This is a genomic window from Stagnimonas aquatica (assembly GCF_003730135.1).
GTDB classification, from domain to species: Bacteria; Pseudomonadota; Gammaproteobacteria; order Nevskiales; family Nevskiaceae; genus Stagnimonas; species Stagnimonas aquatica.
On sequence record NZ_RJVO01000001.1, the window covers coordinates 119,138 to 139,114 of the forward strand.

General features: G+C 69.5%; 26 protein-coding genes. 13 read left to right on the plus strand and 13 right to left on the minus strand.

The annotated features are described in order from the left end of the window. Window positions 1–7 precede the first annotated feature (7 nt). The 5 genes from ED208_RS00515 (at window position 8) to ED208_RS00535 (ending at window position 5,399) form a co-directional block, all read left to right on the plus strand. Window positions 8–1,471, plus strand: coding sequence for a hypothetical protein (locus ED208_RS00515; RefSeq protein WP_123209907.1), 1,464 nt, complete (start codon window positions 8–10; stop codon window positions 1,469–1,471). Window positions 1,472–1,627: 156 nt separating this feature from the next. Continuing rightward, window positions 1,628–3,115 (plus strand): DegQ family serine endoprotease, encoded by a 1,488-nt coding sequence (locus tag ED208_RS00520; RefSeq protein WP_199720464.1) that lies wholly within the window; start codon window positions 1,628–1,630, stop codon window positions 3,113–3,115. Window positions 3,116–3,198: 83 nt separating this feature from the next. Continuing rightward, complete coding sequence (locus ED208_RS00525) at window positions 3,199–3,756, plus strand: DUF1003 domain-containing protein (RefSeq protein WP_123209908.1); 558 nt, start codon at window positions 3,199–3,201, stop codon at window positions 3,754–3,756. Window positions 3,757–3,828: 72 nt separating this feature from the next. Continuing rightward, window positions 3,829–4,212, plus strand: a complete 384-nt coding sequence (locus ED208_RS00530; RefSeq protein ID WP_123209909.1) for a hypothetical protein — start codon at window positions 3,829–3,831, stop codon at window positions 4,210–4,212. Continuing rightward, window positions 4,212–5,399, plus strand: a complete 1,188-nt coding sequence (locus ED208_RS00535; RefSeq protein WP_123209910.1) for a low temperature requirement protein A — start codon at window positions 4,212–4,214, stop codon at window positions 5,397–5,399. The genes ED208_RS00530 and ED208_RS00535 overlap by 1 nt, the downstream gene beginning before the upstream one ends. 33 nt (window positions 5,400–5,432) lie before the next feature. Here ED208_RS00535 and rph read toward each other — a convergent pair whose 3' ends face one another. Beyond that, window positions 5,433–6,146: a ribonuclease PH gene (rph, locus tag ED208_RS00540; protein WP_123209911.1), complete on the minus strand. Its 714-nt coding sequence runs from the start codon at window positions 6,144–6,146 to the stop codon at window positions 5,433–5,435. 114 nt (window positions 6,147–6,260) lie between these two features. On the opposite strand from rph, the gene ED208_RS00545 reads away from it, so the two are divergent. Further along, window positions 6,261–6,668 (plus strand): SufE family protein, encoded by a 408-nt coding sequence (locus tag ED208_RS00545; protein ID WP_123209912.1) that lies wholly within the window; start codon window positions 6,261–6,263, stop codon window positions 6,666–6,668. Window positions 6,669–6,712: 44 nt separating this feature from the next. On the opposite strand, the gene ED208_RS00550 is transcribed toward ED208_RS00545, so the two are convergent. The 5 genes from ED208_RS00550 to ED208_RS00570 are packed head-to-tail and all read right to left on the minus strand — an operon-like array spanning window position 6,713 to window position 9,469. Further along, window positions 6,713–7,639, minus strand: coding sequence for a CE1 family esterase (locus ED208_RS00550; protein ID WP_123209913.1), 927 nt, complete (start codon window positions 7,637–7,639; stop codon window positions 6,713–6,715). After that, a complete protein-coding gene (locus ED208_RS00555; protein ID WP_158608378.1) occupies window positions 7,636–8,088 on the minus strand; it encodes a DUF3106 domain-containing protein in 453 nt (150 codons plus the stop codon). Before ED208_RS00555 ends, ED208_RS00550 begins: the two co-directional genes overlap by 4 nt. A gap of 7 nt (window positions 8,089–8,095) precedes the next feature. Continuing rightward, window positions 8,096–8,464, minus strand: coding sequence for a hypothetical protein (locus tag ED208_RS00560; RefSeq protein WP_123209915.1), 369 nt, complete (start codon window positions 8,462–8,464; stop codon window positions 8,096–8,098). Continuing rightward, window positions 8,461–9,069: an RNA polymerase sigma factor gene (locus tag ED208_RS00565; RefSeq protein WP_199720465.1), complete on the minus strand. Its 609-nt coding sequence runs from the start codon at window positions 9,067–9,069 to the stop codon at window positions 8,461–8,463. The genes ED208_RS00560 and ED208_RS00565 overlap by 4 nt, the downstream gene beginning before the upstream one ends. Next, window positions 9,032–9,469, minus strand: a complete 438-nt coding sequence (locus ED208_RS00570) for a hypothetical protein (RefSeq protein ID WP_123209917.1) — start codon at window positions 9,467–9,469, stop codon at window positions 9,032–9,034. The genes ED208_RS00565 and ED208_RS00570 overlap by 38 nt, the downstream gene beginning before the upstream one ends. A 129-nt stretch (window positions 9,470–9,598) precedes the next feature. On the opposite strand from ED208_RS00570, the gene ED208_RS00575 reads away from it, so the two are divergent. The 6 genes from ED208_RS00575 (at window position 9,599) to ED208_RS00600 (ending at window position 14,634) form a co-directional block, all read left to right on the plus strand. Next, a complete protein-coding gene (locus ED208_RS00575) occupies window positions 9,599–10,543 on the plus strand; it encodes an SPFH domain-containing protein (RefSeq protein ID WP_123209918.1) in 945 nt (314 codons plus the stop codon). 13 nt (window positions 10,544–10,556) lie between these two features. After that, window positions 10,557–10,988, plus strand: coding sequence for an NfeD family protein (locus tag ED208_RS00580; RefSeq protein ID WP_123209919.1), 432 nt, complete (start codon window positions 10,557–10,559; stop codon window positions 10,986–10,988). A gap of 1 nt (window position 10,989) precedes the next feature. Next, a complete protein-coding gene (gene trhA / locus ED208_RS00585) occupies window positions 10,990–11,703 on the plus strand; it encodes a PAQR family membrane homeostasis protein TrhA (protein WP_123209920.1) in 714 nt (237 codons plus the stop codon). A gap of 55 nt (window positions 11,704–11,758) precedes the next feature. Further along, the gene (gene trhA / locus ED208_RS00590) at window positions 11,759–12,442 is read left to right on the plus strand and encodes a PAQR family membrane homeostasis protein TrhA (protein ID WP_123209921.1); all 684 of its coding nucleotides are present in this window, start codon (window positions 11,759–11,761) and stop codon (window positions 12,440–12,442) included. 64 nt (window positions 12,443–12,506) lie between these two features. After that, a complete protein-coding gene (locus tag ED208_RS00595; protein ID WP_123209922.1) occupies window positions 12,507–13,391 on the plus strand; it encodes a polyphosphate kinase 2 family protein in 885 nt (294 codons plus the stop codon). 19 nt (window positions 13,392–13,410) lie between these two features. Continuing rightward, the gene (locus tag ED208_RS00600; protein WP_123209923.1) at window positions 13,411–14,634 is read left to right on the plus strand and encodes an MFS transporter; all 1,224 of its coding nucleotides are present in this window, start codon (window positions 13,411–13,413) and stop codon (window positions 14,632–14,634) included. A 75-nt stretch (window positions 14,635–14,709) separates the two neighbouring features. Here the strand turns inward: ED208_RS00600 and ED208_RS00605 are convergent, their stop codons facing one another. The 7 genes from ED208_RS00605 to ED208_RS00635 form a co-directional block, all read right to left on the minus strand. After that, window positions 14,710–15,168 (minus strand): DUF1579 family protein, encoded by a 459-nt coding sequence (locus ED208_RS00605; protein ID WP_123209924.1) that lies wholly within the window; start codon window positions 15,166–15,168, stop codon window positions 14,710–14,712. A gap of 64 nt (window positions 15,169–15,232) precedes the next feature. Continuing rightward, complete coding sequence (locus tag ED208_RS00610) at window positions 15,233–16,483, minus strand: sensor histidine kinase (protein WP_158608379.1); 1,251 nt, start codon at window positions 16,481–16,483, stop codon at window positions 15,233–15,235. A 32-nt stretch (window positions 16,484–16,515) separates the two neighbouring features. Beyond that, window positions 16,516–17,193 (minus strand): response regulator transcription factor, encoded by a 678-nt coding sequence (locus ED208_RS00615; RefSeq protein ID WP_123209926.1) that lies wholly within the window; start codon window positions 17,191–17,193, stop codon window positions 16,516–16,518. Window positions 17,194–17,230: 37 nt separating this feature from the next. Continuing rightward, on the minus strand, window positions 17,231–17,992 hold the full coding sequence (gene tatC / locus ED208_RS00620; RefSeq protein WP_123209927.1) for a twin-arginine translocase subunit TatC: 762 nt from the start codon (window positions 17,990–17,992) through the stop codon (window positions 17,231–17,233). A 3-nt stretch (window positions 17,993–17,995) separates the two neighbouring features. Continuing rightward, window positions 17,996–18,298: a Sec-independent protein translocase protein TatB gene (gene tatB, locus ED208_RS00625; protein WP_123209928.1), complete on the minus strand. Its 303-nt coding sequence runs from the start codon at window positions 18,296–18,298 to the stop codon at window positions 17,996–17,998. 29 nt (window positions 18,299–18,327) lie between these two features. Next, the gene (gene tatA / locus ED208_RS00630; protein ID WP_123209929.1) at window positions 18,328–18,552 is read right to left on the minus strand and encodes a Sec-independent protein translocase subunit TatA; all 225 of its coding nucleotides are present in this window, start codon (window positions 18,550–18,552) and stop codon (window positions 18,328–18,330) included. 22 nt (window positions 18,553–18,574) lie between these two features. Beyond that, on the minus strand, window positions 18,575–18,904 hold the full coding sequence (locus tag ED208_RS00635) for a phosphoribosyl-ATP diphosphatase (protein ID WP_123209930.1): 330 nt from the start codon (window positions 18,902–18,904) through the stop codon (window positions 18,575–18,577). A gap of 151 nt (window positions 18,905–19,055) precedes the next feature. Between ED208_RS00635 and ED208_RS00640 the strand changes: the two genes are divergently transcribed. Beyond that, a complete protein-coding gene (locus ED208_RS00640; protein WP_123209931.1) occupies window positions 19,056–19,976 on the plus strand; it encodes a dioxygenase family protein in 921 nt (306 codons plus the stop codon). Window position 19,977 lies beyond the last annotated feature (1 nt).

Below are 19,977 nucleotides of genomic sequence, written 5' to 3' on the forward strand. Positions count from 1 at the left end.
GGTGAGGATGCGGCGGAGGCTCGCCGGCTTGGCGGTGCTGCTGGCGCCGCTGCCGGCCGGCGCGCACGGCTTCGGCCGGCTCTACAACCTGCCGGTGCCGTTCTGGCTCTATGCCTGGGCGGCCTCGGCGGCGCTGCTGCTGTCCTTCCTGCTCGCCGCCTACTTCGCCAGCGCCCCGGCGGCGGTGCGCGAGGGCGGCAGCCGCGATCTCGGCAGACAGGCCTTCGGCCGCTGGCTGCGCCGCGCCCGCCCGGCGCTGGCGGCCTTGAGCCTGGGCCTGCTGCTGCTGTGCATCGCCAGCGGGCTGTTCGGCAACCGCGACCCCTACCGCAATTTCAGCATGACCTTCTTCTGGGTCGTGTTCGTGCTGGCGATCACCTACCTCACCGCCCTGCTCGGCGATTTCTACGCGGCGCTCAACCCCTGGCGGGTGCTCACCGGACTGCTGGCGCGCGTCTGGCGTGGCTACGCGCGCGGACGGCTGCGCTACCGCGAGGCCTGGGGCGACTGGCCGGCGCTGGCGCTCTACCTGGGCTTCATCGCCTACGAGCTGTTCGGCCACAGCAAGCCGCCCTCGCTGGCGCTGGCCCTGCTCGCCTACAGCGCGCTCAACCTGTTCGGCGTCTGGCTGGTCGGTGCCGGCGCCTGGTTCCGGCACTGCGAGCTGTTCTCGGTGTTCCTGCGTCTGGTCGCGCTGATGGCACCGCTGGACTACCAGCCCGCCGAACAGACCGGCGGACGCGGCCGCCTGCGGCTGCGCTGGCCGTTCAGCGGCCTGCTGCACGAGCGCCCGCAGAACCTGGGCACGGTGTGCTTCGCGCTGGCGATGCTTTCCACCACCGCCTTCGACGGCCTGCGCGCGACGCAGTGGTGGGTCTGGCTGTTCTGGCGCGACACCAGCGGCTGGATCACCGCGCTGGCCGGCAGCCCGCCGATCAGCGCCATCGCGCTGCTGCGGCCCTGGTACATCCGCTGGGAGCTGTTCTGGCTGCTGGTCTCGCCCTTTCTCTACCTCGCCGCCTACCTGGCCTGCCTGTGGCTGGCCAAGCGGCTCACCCGCAGCACGCGACCGCTACGCGCGCTGGCGCTGGACTTCGGCTACAGCCTGCTGCCGATCGCGCTGGTCTACCACGCCACCCATTACTCGACCCTGCTGCTCACCCAGGGCCTGAAGATCGTCAGCCTGTTTTCCGACCCCTTCGGCTGGGGCTGGAACCTGTTCGGCAGCGCGCAGTGGCTGCGGGCGCCGATCCTGCCGGCGATGGGCACGGTCTGGCACACCCAGGTCGGGCTGATCCTGCTCGGCCATGTGCTCAGCGTCGCCGTCGCTCACCGCATCGCCCTGCGTCTCTGGCCCGACCGCCGGCAGGCGATGCTGAGCCAGTTGCCGATGCTGCTGCTGATGGTGGCGTTCACCGTCGCCGGGCTGTGGATCCTGGCGCAGCCGCTGACCAACGAACGGATGCTCTGAGCCGGGCCTGCACGCCGGCGGAGCAATGGCGAGCGCCGCAATCCCGGCCGCCGCGCCGGGGCAGCCGCAAGGCCTTAACGGTTTCCTAAATCTGGCCGCGCATCGTGCTGCTCAGCCCCGGCATCCCGCCGGGCGAGAGACAGGAGCCGATGCCCAATGAACCTACCGACCTTCGTCCGCAAACCCATGGCCGCCGCCGCCCTGGGCGCCGCACTCGCGGCTCCCGTGGGCGCCGTCCTGGCACTGGGCTTTCACAGCCACGCCGAGGCGGCGATGCCCACCGCCGGCACGCTGCCCTCGCTGACCAGCAGCACGCCGCAGATGGTGGTGCCCAACTTCGCCGCGCTGGTGAAGCAGTACGGACCGGCGGTGGTGAACATCACCACCAAGGAGACCGTGAAGACCTCCAGCCGCGCGCCGCAGGGCCTGCCGCCCGGCTTCGGCGAAGGCGATGATCCGCTCTCGCAGTTCTTCGGCTTTGGCCAGATGCCGCGCTGGCGTGGCCAGGGCGGCGTGCCGGGCCAGCTGCTGCGCGGCGAGGGCTCGGGCTTCATCGTCGGCAGCAACGGCGTGATCCTGACCAATGCCCATGTCGTCGCCGACGCCAAGGAAGTCACCGTGAAGCTGGTGGACCGCCGCGAGTTCACCGCCAAGGTGATCGGCCAGGACGAGACCAGCGATGTGGCGGTGCTGAAGATCGACGCCAAGGATCTGCCCACCGTGAAGCTCGGCAACCCCGACAATGTCGCGGTCGGCGAGTGGGTGGTGGCCATCGGTGCGCCGTTCGGCTTCGAGAACAGCGTCACCCAGGGCATCGTCAGCGCCAAGGGCCGCACCCTGCCGGACGGCAGCTACGTGCCCTTCCTGCAAACCGACGTGGCGATCAATCCCGGCAATTCCGGCGGGCCGCTGTTCAATCTCAACGGCGAGGTGATCGGCATCAACTCGCAGATCTACACCCGCAGCGGCGGCTATCAGGGCGTGTCGTTCGCCATCCCCATCGACGTGGCGATGAACGTCAGCCAGCAGTTGCAGACCAGCGGCCATGTCGCGCGTGGCAGGATCGGCGTCACCGTGCAGCCGCTCGACGGCCAACTGGCGCAGAGCTTCGGCCTGACCAAGCCGGAAGGCGCGCTGGTGGCGCAGGTGCAGAAGGACAGCCCCGGCGCGGAAGCCGGGCTGAAGTCGGGTGACGTGATCCTGAGCTTCAACGGCACCGACATCCACGAGTCCTCGGAGCTGCCGGCGCAGGTGGCGCGGCTGGCGCCGGGCACCAAGGCCAAGCTCGGCATCTGGCGCGACGGCAAGGCCAAGGAAGTCGTGGTGCAGCTCGCCGACATGGGCGCCCAGGAGGTCGCCAGCGCCGACAGCGCCGCCGCCGGCAAGCTCGGGCTCTCGGTGCGGCCTTTGACCAAGGACGAGCAGAAGCAGATCGAGAGCGAGGGCGGCCTGCTGGTGCAGGACGTGGCCGGCGCGGCGGCCGAAGCCGGCATCCAGCCCGGCGACGTGGTGCTCGCCGCCAACGGCAAGGCGGTGGGCAGCGCGGCCGACCTCAAGGCGATCACCGACCACGCTGCCAAGCACCTGGCGCTGCTGGTGCAGCGCGGCGAGGCCCGACTGTTCGTGCCGGTCGATCTCGGCTGAACCAGGCCCCTTAGACTGACGGCGCCGACCTCCAGGGGTCGGCGCCGTTCTGTTTTTTTCCTTCGCACGAACCCGGAGTCGCCATGAGCCGTCCGCAGCCGCTGGACTACCTGCAATCCGCCGCCCGCTGGTTTGGCCGCCGCGCCGACCAGCTCAGCAACACCGAGCGGCGCGTACTGGCGCACGCCAACCGCCACGAGGCGTTGAGCGAGGACCCCGGACAGGTGCTGGACCGGCAGTCGAGCTTCGGCGAGCGGCTGGCCGACCGGGTGGCGGAGTTCGGCGGCTCCTGGACCTTCATCCTGATCTTCGGCGCCGTGCTGCTCGGCTGGACCCTGCTCAACACCGAAGTGCTGGGCAAGACCGCGTTCGATCCCTACCCCTACATCTTTCTCAACCTGATGCTGTCGATGCTGGCGGCGATCCAGGCGCCGATCATCATGATGAGCCAGAACCGGCAGTCGGCGAAGGACCGTCAGATGGCCGAGCACGACTACGCGGTCAATCTCAAGTCCGAGCTGGAGATCATGGCCCTGCACGACAAGCTCGACGCCCTGCGCAGCGAGCATCTCGAAGCGCTGCTGCGCAAGCAGCAGGAGCAGATCGAGCTGCTGACGCGGCTGCTGTCCGAGCGCCAGTGAGGCGCCTGCGGTTTGCAGCGCCGCGCGCATTTGCCAGACTGCGTCCGCACCGACACTCCAGGGACACCCGCCATGCCCGGCCATAGCAGCTACCTCATTGCCCGCGTCCTGCTGGCCAGCGTCTTCATCGGCCTGGGGGGTGCGCGCCTGCTGATCGGACTGGGGCTGATCGACGGTGGCGGCAGCGACTACACCCTGGGCGCACTGGCCTTCTCGGCCTTCGAGCTGGCGGCCGGCCTCGGCATCGCCGTCGGCTGGCGGGTGCGCTGGCTGGCGCTGCTGATGGCAGCCTTCCTGGCCATCGACGCGGTGCTCTCGCACCCGTTCTGGAGCCAGCAGGGCATCGAGCTGCACGCGCAACTGCTGCACTTCCTGAAAAACCTCGCGGCCATCGGCGGCCTGCTGCTGCTCTCCTGGGTGGAAGCCGGCGGCCGGCTGTCACGCGGCTCGCTGTGATGGCCAGCAGCCTGCTGCGGGTCCGCAAGGCGCAGGAGCACGGCAAGGTCAGCTTCGTCGAGCTGTTCTTCGACCTGGTGTTCGTGTTCGCCATCACCCAGCTCTCGCACACGCTGCTGGCGCATCTCACGCCCCTGGGCCTGGCGCAGACCGCCTTGCTGATGCTGGCGGTCTGGTGGGTATGGATCTTCACCTCCTGGGTCACCAACTGGCTGGACCCGGAGAAGCTACCGGTACGGCTGGCGCTGCTGGTGCTGATGGGCCTGGGCCTGCTGATGTCGTCCTCGCTGCCGCAGGCGTTCGGCGAGCGCGGACTGGTGTTCGCACTCGCCTACGTGGCGATGCAGGTGGGACGCAGCCTGTTCTTCCTGTGGGCGGTGCGCGGCCAGGCGGGCATGGTGCGCAACTTCCAGCGCATCCTGGTCTGGCTGAGTCTGGGCGGCAGCTTCTGGATCGCCGGCGCCTTCGCCGAGGGCGAAACCCGGCTACTACTCTGGAGCCTCGGCCTGGCACTGGAATACGCCTCGCCCTCCCTGGGTTTCTGGGTGCCGGGCCTGGGCCGCTCGGAGTCCACCGACTGGAACGTCGAGGGCGGTCATCTGTCGGAGCGTTGCGCGCTGTTCATCATCATCGCGCTCGGCGAATCGGTGCTGGTCACCGGCGCCACCTTCGCCGAGATGCCCTGGTCGGCGGCGACCTTTGGCGCCTTCCTGGCCAGCTTCGTCGGCAGCCTGGCGATGTGGTGGCTGTACTTCGACAGCATCGCGGAAACCGGCAGCCACCGCATCGCCCAGGCCCGCGATCCGGGCCGGCTGGCACGCCTGGTCTACACCTACATCCACCTGCTGCCGGTGGCGGGCATCGTCGTCACGGCGGTGGCCGACGAGATGGTGCTGGCCCATCCGCTGGGCCATGCCAGCGGCGCCGCCACCGCCGCCATCCTCGGCGGCACGGCGCTGTACCTGCTGGGCAGCCTGCTGTTCCGCTGGACCATCGGCGGACAACTGCCGCGCTCCTGCCTGCTCGGCCTGCTGGCGCTGGCGGCGCTGCTGCCACTGGCCTCGCATCTCGCGCCGCTGTGGCTGTCGCTGGCGACCAGCGCGGTGCTGGTGCTGATCGCCGCCTGGGAAGCCGGCGAACGCCACCGCCGGCAGTGCGCGACCGCGCTGCATTTGTCCGAGCGCTAGCAGCCAGCAGCGCCCGCCCCGAAACAAAGAGCCTTAGACGCCCAGCGCCTGGCGCTGCGCTTCCATCAACTCGCGGATGCCGAGAGTGGCGAGGTCGAGCAACTGGTCCAGCTCCTCGCGCCGGAAGGCATGGCCCTCGGCGGTGCCCTGCACCTCGATGAACTGGCCGGCCTCGTTCATCACCACGTTCATGTCGCACTCGCAGCCGCTGTCCTCGTTGTAATCGAGGTCGAGCACCGGCGTGCCCTTCACGATGCCGACGCTGATCGCGGCGATCTGGCCATGCAGCGGGTCCTTCTTGATCAGCTTCCTGGCCTGCATGGCGCGGATGGCATCGACCAGGGCGACATAGCCGCCGGTGATCGCCGCCGTGCGGGTGCCGCCGTCGGCCTGCAGCACGTCGCAGTCGATGGTGATGGTCAGGCCCGGCAGGGCATCGAGATCGACGCAGGCGCGCAGGCTGCGGCCGATCAGGCGCTGGATCTCCTGGGTGCGGCCGCTCTGCTTGCCGCTGGCGGCCTCGCGCTTGCTGCGGGTGTGGGTGGCGCGCGGCAGCATGCCGTACTCGGCGGTGACCCAGCCGCCGTCCTTCTTCCAGGCCGGACCACGCTCTTCGACGCTAGCCGTGCACAGCACCTGGGTGTCGCCGAAGCAGACCAGCACCGAGCCCTCGGCATGCTTGGTGAAACGGCGCTCGATGCGGACAGTGCGGAGCTGGCTGGGGGTGCGGCCGGAAATACGGGACATGGACGGGTCGGTCAGGGATTTTGCGGGACGCGAGTATAGTGCCGCGCCTCACGCCTCACGCCTCACGCCTCACGCCTCACGCCTCACGCCTCACGCCTCACGCCTCACGAGATTATGGACATCGACGAACTCGCGGAAACCTTCGAGCTGCTGGGCGACTGGGAGGAGCGCTATTCCTACCTCATCGACCTCGGCCGCAAGCTGCCGGCGCTGGCCGAGGCCGAGCGCAACGAGGAGACCAAGGTGCGCGGCTGCATGTCGCAGGTCTGGCTGGTCGGCGGCCTGGAGTCGGACGGCCGCATGCGCTTCAACGGCGATTCCGACTCCAGCCTGGTGAAGGGGCTGATCGCGCTGCTGATGGCACTGGTCAACGGCAAGACGCCCGGGGAAATCCTGGCGCTGGACATCGCCGGCAGCTTCCAGCGCCTGGGGCTGGAGAGCAACATCACCGTCAACCGCCGCAACGGCTTCTACTCGATGGTGGAACGCATCCGGGCGCTGGCAGCGGCGGTGCGCCGCTAACTTCCGCTCCTCGCGCCCAACGAGTCGCCCCAGGGCGTTGCGAGCTACGGCGCCTTCGGATGCGCCTTGAAGAACGCCCAGATGGTCTCGCTGGCATTCAGGGCCTGACTGGGCGCCTCGGCGCGGCGGCGGCCGGCGCGTCCCCCGGGCCAGGCATGGCCGGCGTCCTCGATCAGATAGCGCTCCACCGCCAGCCCCTGCGGGCAGCGATAGCGCCAGTGCTGCACGCCGCCCTGCACCTGGACCTCGGGCGCCGCCTCGCAACCATCGGCGCGCGCCCAGAAGGCGCCCTGCTCGCCGGCCGGCCGCAGCGGCGTGCCGTCCCAGGCGCCGGGGAAGCGTCCGCCGAGCGCACCGCCCTGCGGCGGCACCATGCGGTCGGTGCCACCGTTGATGATGAGTGCTGACACCGGCTGGTGCGGAAGCGCTTCGTCGCCGAACAGCGTGCCCACCACCGGCGCGATCGCGGCGACGGTGTCGGACAACTCGATGCCCAGGCGGTGGCTCATCATCCCGCCGTTGGACATGCCGGTGACATAGATTCGGCGGGGGTCCACCGGATAGTCCCGCGCAACCTGCCAGATCAGCGTGCGGATGAAGGCGACATCGTCCACCCGGTGCTCCATCGCGTAGGCACAGCAATGGCGCGCGTTCCAGCTCAGCAGGCGCTCCTCGAAACGGCCGCTGCCGTCGGGGTAGACGACGATGAAGCCCTCGCGCTGGGCAATGGGCGTGAAGCCACTCATCTGCTCGCCGTTGTCGGCATTGCCGCCGCCGCCGTGCAGCATCAGCACCAGCGGCAGCGGCCCACTCGGCAGCGGGGTCGGCACGCGGATCAGGTAGCTGCGCTGGGTCTCGCCCACGGGCAGGTGCCGACGGCCGCCGCTGTCGCCGCCGGCGGTGGCGAATCCCGGCGCCCCGGCCAGCACCAACGCCAGCAGCGCCGCGCGGCACGAAGGCGCGCGGCTCATTTGCGCGCCGCCGGCAGGCAGTCGGCGGCCTGTTCCGGCGTCTTGCCGCGCGCGCAGTCGCGGATGCTCTTGCGCTCGGCCTCCGGCAACTGCCGCGCGGCGCGGAAGCGCTCGCGGATCTCGGCGCGGCGTTCCGGCGGCAGCTCACGGAACTCGCGCACGAAGCCGCGCAGGCGTTCGCGCTCCTCGGGGCTCAGCGACTGCCAGCGCTGGCGCCCTTCCTTGAGCTGTTCCTTTTGCTCGGGTGGTAGCGCGTTGTAGCGGTCGGCACGGCGCAACAGTTGCTCGCGGCGGTCGCTGGGCAGGCTGTCCCAACCGGCGGCGAACTCGGACAAGGCCTGCTGCTGCTCGGGCTTGAGCTGGTTCCAGTCCTGCGCCCAGAGCGTCGGCGCGATGCACAGCAGCGCCAGCGGCCAGGCGCGGCGGAGAAAATTCGGAAGCGCGTTCATGGCGGCCTCAGGCGGCATCGTCGGCGGCGAGCCAGAGCAGGTATTCGAGGTCTTCGTCCTGCAAGGGCTCCTCGCCGGCCGTCGGCAGGCCGACCGCCAGTTCCTCGATGGCCGGCGTCGGCGGCGCGCTCGGCAATGGAGCCTGCGGCCAGAAGCCAATTCCGAAGGCCAGCAGCAGGCCAGTGGCCAGCGCCGGCGCCAGCCAGACCCAGGCGCGCCGGGGCTGGGCCTCGGCGACGGTCAGCGCGCGGCGGCGGGCGGCGGCCAAGCGCGCACGCTGCACCGGGTCGATCTCGTCCTGCCAGTGGTCGAGCGCGCGCAGCACCGGTTCGGTACCCGGCGGCGGCGGCTCGTGCGGCTCGGTTGGGCGGTTCATGCTTGCAGTCCTTCCTGCGCCAGCAGGCTTTGCAGGGCGCTGATCGCCCGCGACAGATGGGTTTTGACGCTGCCCTCGCTACAGGCCATGGCCTGGGCGGTCTCGCTGGTGGAGAGCCCCTCCCAATGCCGCAACAGAAAGGCCTGACGCTGCCGGTGCGGCAGATTTTGCAGCGCCCGCCGCAGCCGCTGCCGTACCTGCGCGCCAGCGACCAACGTCTCCGGCCGCTCGGACTCGGGCGCAGGCAGGCGCTCCAGCGCCGATTCCTCCTCGTCCTCGTTGTCGAACTGCCGCTGACCCAGCCAGCGGCCGCGCAGCAATTGCTTGTAGCGCCACTTGCGCAGGCGGTTGTCGAGGATGCGGTAGAACAGCGGTGGCCACTCGGCGGGATCGTGGTCGGCGTAATGGCGGGCGAGCTGGATCATCGACTCCTGCACGCAGTCCAGGGCCTCGTCGGCGTCGCCGCCGGTGCCGAGCTGGGCAATGCGCAGCGCCCGCCGCTCGACGCCGGCCAGGAAGCTGGCGAGCGTCGAAGTCCGCGACCGGGCGCTGGCAGTCACCCGCGCGTCAATCGCGGTGGCGGCGGTCGGCACGACGGTCTGCACGCTGCACCACCCGGTCGCCCTTGCTGTCCAGCCGGGTTTCCTTGCGCTCGCCGCGCTGATCCAGGCGCGCGTCGACGCGGTCGCCCTTTTCATCCACCCGGCTCTGGTAGCGCTCACCACGCTGGTCGATCCGGCTGGCGGCCTGCTCGTGGCCGTTGGCGTTGAGACGCTCGGCGCGGGTGTCGCTGTGCTGCTCCACCGCATCGCCACGGCGGTCCAGACGCTGGTCGATGACCTCGCCGCGCTGGTCGGCGTGCTGCTCCTGGCGCTCGCCGCGCTGATCCAGGCGCTGGTCGATGCGTCCGGCGCGGTTCTCGACCGGCGTCTGGGCCTGCGCCAAAGGCGCCAGCAGCGCGGCGCTCAAGGCCAGCGCCAGGTGGAATACGGGTTTGCGGTCCATGCGATGCTCCTGTGACGGTGAGAGGCTGGAGGGCGTCCGAAGCCGCTCCTGCCCACACAAGTCCACCGACTGCCATCCGGTTGACACGCTAGGATGCTGTCCTGGTACCGCTTCCAACAGAGAGCCGTCATGTCCGCCTTCGCCATCGCATTTCTGATCTTCGCCGCCGTCACGCTCTACAAGGGGGTGGTCACCGTGCCACAGGGCATGGAATACACCGTCGAGCGTTTCGGCAAGTACCGCGCCACCTTCACCCCCGGCCTGCACTGGCTGGTGCCGTACGTGGACCGCATCGGCCGCCGGCTGTCGATGATGGAGCAGGTGCTGGACGTGCCCAGCCAGGAGGTCATCACCAAGGACAATGCCATGGTCGGCGTCGATGGCGTGGTGTTCTTCCAGGTGCTGGATGCGCCCAAGGCCGCCTACGAGGTGCAGCAGCTGGAATACGCCATCCTCAACCTGACCCAGACCAATCTGCGCACGGTGATGGGCTCGATGGATCTCGACGAGCTGCTCAGCCAGCGCGACCACATCAACACCCGGCTGCTGGCGGTGATCGACCAGGCGACCTCGTCCTGGGGCATCAAGGTGACCCGTATCGAGGTCAAGGACATCCGCCCGCCGGCGGATCTGGTCGATTCCATGGCCCGGCAGATGAAAGCCGAGCGCGACAAGCGCGCCAACATCCTCGAAGCCGAAGGCTTCCGCCAGGCGGCGATCCTCAAGGCCGAGGGCGAGAAGCAGTCGCAGATCCTGCGCGCCGAGGGCGAGCAGCAGCAGGCCATCCTCGACGCCGAGGGCCGCAAGGAAGCCGCCTACCGCGACGCCGACGCCCGCGAGCGCGAGGCCCAGGCCGAGGCGCGCGCCACCATCATGGTCAGCGAGGCGGTGGGCAAGGGCGATGTGCAGGCGCTCAATTACTTCATCGCCCAGAAGTACACCGAAGCGCTGAAGGAAATGGCGCTCTCGCCCAACCAGAAGACGGTCTATCTGCCGCTGGAGGCCGCCAGCATCATCGGCGCGCTGGGCGGCATCGCGCAGCTCGCCAAGGACGCGGGCAAGCCGCAGACCTGAACCGGAGACGCTCATGGACGCATTGGTCTTCTGGCACTGGTGGGTACTCGGCTTCGGCCTGCTGATCGCCGAGATCCTGCTGCCCGGCACCTTCTGCCTCTGGCTGGGCCTGGCCGCCTTCGTCACCGGCGCCGCCGCCTGGCTGATTCCCAGCCTGCACTGGCAGGTGGAGGTGGTGCTGTTCGCGGTGCTGTCGTTCGCGGCGGTGGGCCTGTGGTTCCGCTTCCGCCCGGCTGACCGCGAGCAGGTGGAGCACGGCCTCAACCAGCGCGGGCGCGGCTACCTCGGCCAGGTGTTCGTGCTGGTCGAGCCGATCACCGAAGGTGTGGGTAAGGCCCGCGTCGAGGACGGCGTCTGGCGCGTGCAGGGCCCTGATCTGCCGGTCGGCGCCAAGGTGAAGGTGGTGGGCATCGAAGGCACCACGCTGCGCGTGGTCGCCGCCTAGCATGCGCCGGCAGGCCAGCCCCGCTCCCGCGCGACCGGCGCGGGTACGGGTGACCCTGCCGGACAGCATCTACAGCCTCGGCGAGGAGATCGCCCACGCGCTCAGCCACGGCGTCGGCGCCTTCGCCGCCATCGCCGGGCTCGCCGTGCTGGTGGCGAAGGCGGCGCTCTACGGCAATGCCTGGCATGTGGTTTCGGCCAGCGTATTCGGCGCCACCCTGATCCTGATGTACACCGCCTCGGCGCTGTTCCACAGCATTCCGCTGCCGCGCAGCAAGCAGGTGCTGCGGGTGATCGACCACTGCTGCATCTACCTGCTGATCGCCGGCACCTATACGCCATTCACCCTGGTGACCCTGCACGGTCCCTGGGGCTGGAGCCTGTTCGCACTGACCTGGGGCCTGGCGGCAGTCGGCGTGGTGTTCAAGATCTTCACCACCGGCCGCTACGAGGCGCTGTCGCTGGCGGTGTATCTGGCGATGGGCTGGTGCGCGGTGCTGGCGATCAAGCCCTTGCTGGCAGCGCTGCCGGCCGGTGGCCTCTGGCTGCTGCTGGCGGGCGGACTCTCCTACAGCCTGGGCGTGGTGTTCTATGCCTGGGAAAAACTCCCCTACCACCACGCGATCTGGCATCTGTTCGTGCTGGCCGGCAGCGTGCTGCACTACTTCGCGGTGCTGTTCTACGTGATCCCCTCCGGCGCGATTGGCGGCGGATAAGCGCCGTTGGTAGTCCCGCGTCCGCCGGCGTCCGGGCCTGCGCTAGGGTCTGCGCATGGCCGACCTTCCCCAGACCCGCCGTCTCAGCACCCCGCCCGCCTATACGGCCGAGGAGGAGATCGCCCACAGCGTCAGCCACGGTCTGGGCGCGCTGCTGGCCATCGGCGGACTGGCGGTGCTTGCGGCCCGCGCCGCGATGTACGGCGAGTACCTGCACGTCGTCGCCTGCAGCATGTTCGGCATGGCGATGCTGCTCACCTATCTGGCCTCGGCGATCTACCACAGCGTGCCGCTGTCGCTGCTGCCGACCGCCAAGGACGTGCTGCGCGCCATCGACCAGGCCTTCGTCTACGTACTGATCGCCGGCACCTACACGCCGTTCTGCCTGCTGGTGGTCGAGGGTCCGCTAGGGCCGACGCTGTTCATCGCCACCTGGACGGTGGCGCTCACGGCCATCGCCTTCCGGGTACTGGCACCCGACACCCACGAGCGCATCGCACTGTGGATCTATCTGGCCCTGGGCTGGGGCGCGCTGCCGCTGATGTCGCGCCTTTCCGACGGCTTGCCGCGCGAAGGACTGTGGCTGCTGATCGCCGGTGGCTGCGCCTATACCGCCGGGGTCGGCTTCTACCTGCAAACCAAGATGCGCTACCACCACGCGATCTGGCATCTGTTCACCCTGCTGGGCTCGGCGCTGCACTACTTCGCGGTACTGCTCTACGTGATCCCGTCGCGCTGACCCTTGCGGCTGGCGCGACAGCGTGCCAGCGTTGGCCGTGAGCCCTTAAACCCGCCCCCACAGGATGAAAGCCTTCAGCGCTCCCGACAGCCCCTGGCGCGTGCCCTACGACGGTGGCTTCGAAGTCGCCAAGGCGCCGACCCGGCCGCCCAAGGACAGCCTCGACAAGGCCGGCCGCCAGGCGCGGCTGGCGGAACTGGTGGAAGAGCTGGCGAGCTTGCAGCACATCCTCTACGCCCACGACCACCGCTCGCTGCTGCTGGTGTTCCAGGCCATGGATGCCGCCGGCAAGGACTCCACCATCCGCGCTGTGCTCTCCGGCGTCGATCCCGCCGGCTGCCAGGTGACCAGCTTCAAGCAGCCGAGCAGCAGCGAGTTGGAGCACGACTTCCTCTGGCGCACCACGCTGGCCCTGCCCGAGCGCGGCCGCATCGGCGTGTTCAACCGCAGCTACTACGAGGAGGTGCTGGCGGTGCGCGTGCATCCCGAGTTCCTCCAGGCGCAGCGGCTGCCGCAGCCGATGCCGCCGCTCAAGCAGCTCTGGGCCGACCGCTACGAGTCGATCCGCGACTACGAAAAGCACCTGGCGCGCAATGGCACGGTGATCCTGAAATTCTGGCTGCATGTCGGCAAGGAAGAGCAGCGCCAGCGCCTGCTGGCCCGACTCGACGAGCCGGCGAAGAACTGGAAGTTCAACAGCGGCGATGTCAGCGAGCGCCAGCACTGGAACCGCTACATGCGCGCCTACCAGGACGCCCTGAACGCCACCAGCCGCCCCTGCGCGCCCTGGTACGCGATCCCCGCCGACTCCAAGAGCTACATGCGCATGGCCATCGCCGAGATCGTGGTACAGACCCTGCGCGGCCTGGACCTGCGCTACCCGACGCTGGATGCCAGCGAGCAGCGGCGTTTCGCCGCCATGCGCCGCGCCCTCGCCCGCAAGACCTGAAACCGACACTCCGCGCCCGATGAGCCCACCCCAGAAGTGGACGCTGCTGCTCGCCCTGTATTTCAGCCAGGGTCTGCCTTTCGGCTTCTTCACCCAGGCGCTGCCGGTGCTGCTGCGCGAGGACGGCGTCTCGCTGTCGCGCATCGGCCTCTCCGGCCTGCTGTTCCTGCCCTGGGCGCTGAAGTGGCTGTGGGCACCCTGGGTGGACGCCCACGGCCTGCGCAAGCACTGGATCATCCCCCTGCAACTGGCGACCATCCTCACCGCCGTGGCGCTGGCGGCGGTGGACGGCAGCCCGGAGCAGAAACTGTTCTGGCTGAAGATCGCCATCGTGCTCTGCGCCTTGTTCGCCGCCACCCAGGACGTGCCCAGCGACGCCCTGGCGGTGCACCTTCTGCAACCGGGCGAACGCGGCCTGGGCAATGCCGTGCAGGTCGGCGGCTACCGGCTGGGCATGGTGCTGGGCGGCGGCGCGCTGATGATCGTGCTCGACCAACTGGGCTGGGCGGCGGCCTTCCTGGCGATGGCGGCCTTCCTGGGCTTGAGCCTCTGGCCGGTGCTGCGCTTCCCCGAACAGCGCCTGCTACCACCACTGGAACGGCGCGCGCCCGGCGCCAATCCCCTGCCGGCGATCTGGGCGCGGCTGCGGCTGCCCGGCATGGCGGCGCTGCTGTGCTGGCTGGTGGCCTACAAGTTCGGCGACAGCATGGCTTCGGCGATGGTGAAGCCCTATCTGGTGGATGCCGGCTGGAGCAAGACCGAGATCGGCCTCTGGGCCGGCATCGCCGGCTCCGGCGGCGGCCTGCTCGGCGCGCTGCTGGGCGGCCTGGCCGCCGACCGCCTGGGCCGCCGCCGCGCCCTGCTCTACTGCGGTCTGGCGCAGACCGCAGCGGTGGCGCTCTACGCCCTGCACGCCTACGGCCCCGGCGGCGAATGGCTGCTGAAGAGCGCAGTCACCCTGGAACATGTGCTGGGCGGCATGGCGACGGTGGCGCTGTTCACCCTGATGATGGACGCCAGTGATCCCCAGCACGCCGGCAGCGACTACACGCTACAGGCCTGCGCCATCGTCATCGCCACCGGCCTGGCCGGCTGGGTGGGCGGCCTGTTGGGCGACGCGCTCGGCTACGGCGCGCTGTTCGCGCTCGCCACCGCGCTCTCCGGTGCCGGCTGCGGGCTGCTGCTGTGGGCGCTGGCGAGGCGACGGGTGCCCACTCGGCTGGTCGCGCAGATGCGCAGCTAGACGGCGCCGCCTCAGCCAGGCCCGACTCCGGATCAAAGCCCTGCGCAAGCCCTGGGGAAGAACAGGCTACGGACCTCAGCGCTCCCAGAGGATGCGCACTGCCAACTCCGGGCTGCCGCCGGGCGGGATGTTGTGCATCAGCAGCTCCAGGCCGCCGGCGGGCAGAAGCTGGAGCACGAGATCCCAACCCCAATCCGGCCCGGGCGGCGCGGCATAGCTGCCCAGTACCAGGAAACCATTTGCGCGGGCCTCGCCCCGGCAGTGCATCACCGAACCGCTGCTGTGGAAGGAATCGACCCAGGCGGCGCTGACCAGCGCGCGCTCGTTGTCGTTGCCGACCAGCAACAGGCCCGACTGCGGCTGCCCCTCGTAGCTCCACCGGTAGCGCAGCGCCAGGAACTTGCCCATGGCCTCGCTGGTGATCTGCACTTCGCAGGGGCAGACCGCGTGCGGCGGCGCCTTGGGGTCGAACCACAGGCTCTTTTCACCGGACCATTCGCCCAGCAACGCGGGGTGCAAGCTGCTCAGCTTCATCGGGTTCTCCGGTGGCCCGACCCGCAGTGTAGGTGCTGCCGAGACAGACGGCCGGCGGCGGCGTTCAGAACGACAGCCGCGCCCGCGCGCCGCCTTCGGGGCGGTTCTCCAGACTCAGCCGCCAGCGCAGGCGCTGCGCCAGGGTGGCGGCGATATAGAGCCCCATTCCGGTGCCGCCGTCGCGGCCACGGCTGCGCGGCGCGAACACCTGCGGCAGCTCCTCGGGCGGAATGCCGGGGCCGTCGTCGTCGACCACCAGCCCTACCGAGTCCAGCCGCACCCGCACCGCGCCCGGCTGCTGACGCCCGGCCTGGGTGACCGCGCGCAAGGAATTGCGCAGCAGATTGCTGACGATCACCGTCACCGCGCCGGCCGGCGCCACCACCGTGCAGGGCTGCAACTGCCAGTCCACGGCGCTGATGTCGAGCTGGGCGGCACACAAGGCCGGCAGGCGCTCGTGCAGCGGCAGCGCCTCGGCGACCGGCACCACGTCGGTGCGCGACAGCCAGAGCAGGGCGTCGAGATCCTGCAAGGCGCTGCGCGCCGAGCGCAGGATGCGCGCCACCGGCGGCGCCGGCTGGCTGGCGTCGAGGATCTCGGCGGCACCCAGGATCACCGCCAGCGGCGTGCGCAGCTCGTGGCTGGCGCTGGCAGCGAAGGCGCGCTCGCGTTCCACCAGTTCATCCACCCGCGCCATGTGGCCGTTGAGCGCCTCGGCGATCACCGCCAGCTCGCTGTCGTGCGGCGCCGCCGGCAGCCGGGCGCCGCGCTGCTCGGGGTCGAGGCCGCGCAGGTCGGCGACCAGGCCGTCGAGCGGGGCCAGGGTCTGCTGGGCAAGACGGCCGGACAGCCACCAGCCGAGCAGGGCGGTGAAGCCCATGCCGGCCAGCAGGGTCAGCCAGAGCAACTGCTCGCGGGAGCTGAGCGCGCGGTCGCTGTAGCTGAGGTAGGCGCTATCGCCGGGACCGAGGCGGCGCACCAGCACGTAGTGCGGGCGGTCTTCGTAGACGATATCGGCGTGCAGCCCTGGCGGTAGCGCCCAGACCACCGCCGGCGGCGGCGCCCCGCCCCGCGCCGGCCGGTAGTAGCGCAGGGTCTCGCCCTGCAGTTCGCTGGGCTCGGGCGCTGTGCCGGCGCGCACGAAGTAGCGCATCTCGCGCTCCAGCAGATCGCTGAGGGTGGCGTGTTCGATGTAGCGCTCCACCGCCAGGAAGCCGAGGCCGAGCAGCAGCGCGCTGAGCAGCGACAGACTGACCAGGGAGGACGCCAGCCGGCGGCGGAGGCGGTGGCCGCCCGTGCGGCCACTGCTGAGCACCGAGGCCACCGCCGATGCCCCGGACGAGGGCTTCAGGCGTCGAGCACCGCCAGGCGGTAGCCCTCGCCGTGCACGGTGTGGATGAGCTTGGTCGGGAACGGCTTGTCCACCGCCGCCCGCAGGTTGTGCAGGTGGGCGCGCAGCACATCGCCATCGGGGGCGTCGTCGCCCCAGAGCGCGCGCTCCAGCTCGGCACGGGTGACCAGCCGTGGCGAGCGGCGCAGCAGCACCTCCAGCAGGCGGCGCTCGGCGCGGGTGAGGGTGATCGGCTTGCCGGCGCGGCGCACTTCGGCGGTGCCGGGATCGCATTCGAGGTCCGCGACCCGCAGGATCTGTTCGGCGACGGTGCCGCTGGCGCGCCGGTGCAGCGCCGCCAGCCGCGCCGCCAGTTCAGACAGCGCAAACGGTTTGACCAGGTAGTCGTCGGCGCCGGCGGCGAGGCCATCGACGCGGTCGCTGACGGCGTCCAGCGCGGTGAGCATCAGCACCGGGGTATTGACGCCCTGGCCGCGCAGGCGCCGGCACAGGCTGGCGCCATCCAGGCCGGGCAGCAGGCGGTCGAGGACGATGACATCGGCGTTGCCGTCCTGCGCCCGCAGCAGGCCGGTGGGGCCGTCGGCGGCGAAGTCCACCGCATGGCCCTGGGCCGTGAGGTAGTCGCCGACATTGGCGGCGAGGTCGGGATGATCTTCGATGACGAGTATGCGCATGGGACGAATGCTACGTCAGCCGGGGGTCAAACGTCCGTCAAGCAGGATCAGGATCGCGGGCGCGCTGCTTGCCGATCCAAGCGGCCCACAATATGCCCAGCTCGAACAGCAGATAGGACGGCACCGCCACCAGCACCTGGCTGGCGACATCGGGCGGGGTGATGATCGCCGCGACCACGAAGATGCCGACCAGCACGTAGCCGCGCGCCTCCTTGAGCTGGGCGACGCTGACGAAACCGGTCCAGACCAGCAGCACCACGGCCACCGGCGTCTCGAAGGCGACGCCGAAGGCGATGAAGATGGTGAGGATGAAGTCCAGGTACTTGCCGATGTCGGTGGCCACCTGCACGCCGGCGGGCGCGACACCGATCATGAAATGGAACACCGCCGGCAGGGTGATGTAGTAGGCAAAGGCGACGCCGGCGTAGAACAGCAGCGTGGAAGACGCCAGCAGCGGCGCGATCAGCTTGCGCTCGTGCTTGTACAAGCCGGGCGCGACGAAACCCCAGACCTGGTAGAGGATCCAGGGCATCGCCAGCACGATCGAGAGGATCGCCACCAGCTTGAAGGGGATGAGGAAGGGTGAGGCCACCTCGGTGGCGATCATCGAGGCGCCTTCCGGCAGCAGCTTGGTCAGCGGCGCGGCGAAGAATGCGTAGATGTCGCGCGCGAAGAACAGCATCGGCAGCAGCAGCACCAGCACGCCGTAGAGGGCGTTCAGGAAGCGGGTGCGCAGTTCCAGCAGGTGGGCGAGCAGCGGCTGCTCGGCGCCCGGGGCGTTGGGGTCGATGATCGGCATCGACTAGTTCTTGCCTTCGCCGGGCGGCGTGGCGGCGTCCTTGACCTCGCCGGCGGTGGACTTCACCTGCGACTCCAGCATGGCGAACTGCTCGCGGGCCAGGCGATTGGCCTCGTCGAGCTTCTTCTTGAGGTCCGCCGCCTGGGTTTCACGCTCCAGCTCGGTGGAGAGGTTGCGCATGTAGCTCTTGGCCTGGCCGGTCCAGCGGCCGACGCTGCGCGCCACCCTGGGCAGGCGCTCCGGCCCGAGCACGATCAGGGCGATCACGAAGCACAGGAACAGCTCGCCGAACCCGATATCGAACATGGCAGAAGGCCGGCCGCGAGGCGGGGCTGCTAGACCTGCTCTTTCTTGGTTTCGCTCTGCGCGCTGGTCTGCGACTGAGCGGCGACCGCCTCCGGCTTCTTGGCCGCCTCGGCTTCGCCTTCGCGCATCGCGTCCTTGAAGTTCTTCACCGCCGAGCCGAGGTCGCCGCCGGCACCGCGCAACTTCTTGGTGCCGAATACCAGCACCACCACCACCAGCACGATCAGCCAGTGCCAAATCGAGAAGGAACCCATGTGTATCTCCTAGAAAAATGACCTACTTCGAGCGCGCGGCTTTTTCCGCGTGGCCGGAGGTGCCCATGCGCCGGGCCAGTTCGGCCAGCACCGCCTGGGAGGAAAGGCCCCGGTGCGTCAGCAGCACCAGGGTGTGGAACCAGAGATCCGCCACTTCGTAGACCAGCGCCGCGTCGTCGGGGTTCTTGGCGGCGATGATGGTCTCGGCCGCCTCCTCGCCCACCTTCTTGGCGATGCCATCCACACCCTTGGCGTAGAGGCTGGCGGTGTAGGAACTGGCGGCATCGGCTGCCTTGCGGGCGAGCAGTTGCGCATCCAGCGCTTCGAGAATCTGACTGGCGGGAGCGGACATCGCGCAAGTTTAGCCCAGCGAATGCTGCAACAGTGCGTCAGTCCACCGCCATGTCCGGGCTTGTAAAGCCTGGGTAAAGACCGGCCTGCGGCGGCGACAGCGCCGAAATACTGGGCTCCTCCCAACCCCAGGTTTCGCCCAGGAGCCGCGCATGAAAACGACCTTACCCGGAAACAACTCCCAGGCGTCCGAGGAGGCCCCGGCCACCCGCCTCGGCCGGCGGATCAGCCGTCGCGAAGCGATCAATCTGCTGGGCGGGGTGGCCGGCGCCGCCCTGGTGATCGGCTGCGGGGCCGGCACCGAACAACTGGTCGAGACCGACAGCAGCAGTAGCAGCGGCTCCTCCTCCTCGGGAGGCTCCACCAGCTCCTCGTCCGGGGGTTCCACCACCGGGAGCTGCACCCGGGTGGCCGAGGAGACCAATGGCCCCTTCCCTTCGGACGGCTCGAACACCAACAACGGCGTGCTGAAGAACTGCCTGACCGACTCGCGGGTGATCCGCCGCGACATCCGCAGCGACTTCGACGGCAGCAACACCCAGGCCGGCACGGCGCTGACGCTGACCATGAACCTGCTCAACACCAATGGCAGTTGCGGCACGCTCAGCGGCTACTACGTCTACATCTGGCATTGCAGCGCCGCCGGCAGCTACAGCCAGTACAGCGGCAACATGAACGGCGGCAACTACGCCGACCGCACCTGGCTGCGCGGGGTGCAGATCAGCGATGCCAACGGGCAGTTGACCTTCACCACCATCTTTCCGGGCCGTTATTCCGGCCGGGCGACGCATATCCACTTCGAGGTCTATCCGGCCGACGCCGGGGTCGGCACCGCCGCGCATCAGAAGAGCAAGGTGATCGCCACCTCGCAGTTGGCCTTTCCCGACAGCGTCACCAACGGCAGCGGCAACCCCTACAGCAACACCACGCTCTACCCGAACAGCGCGACCAACAACACCAGCAATGCCAACGACGGCATCTTCAGCGATGGCACCAGCACCGAGATGCTGACGATCAGCGGTAGCAACAGCAGCGGCTACGCCGCCAGCATCACAGTGGCGGTCGCGGCCTGAG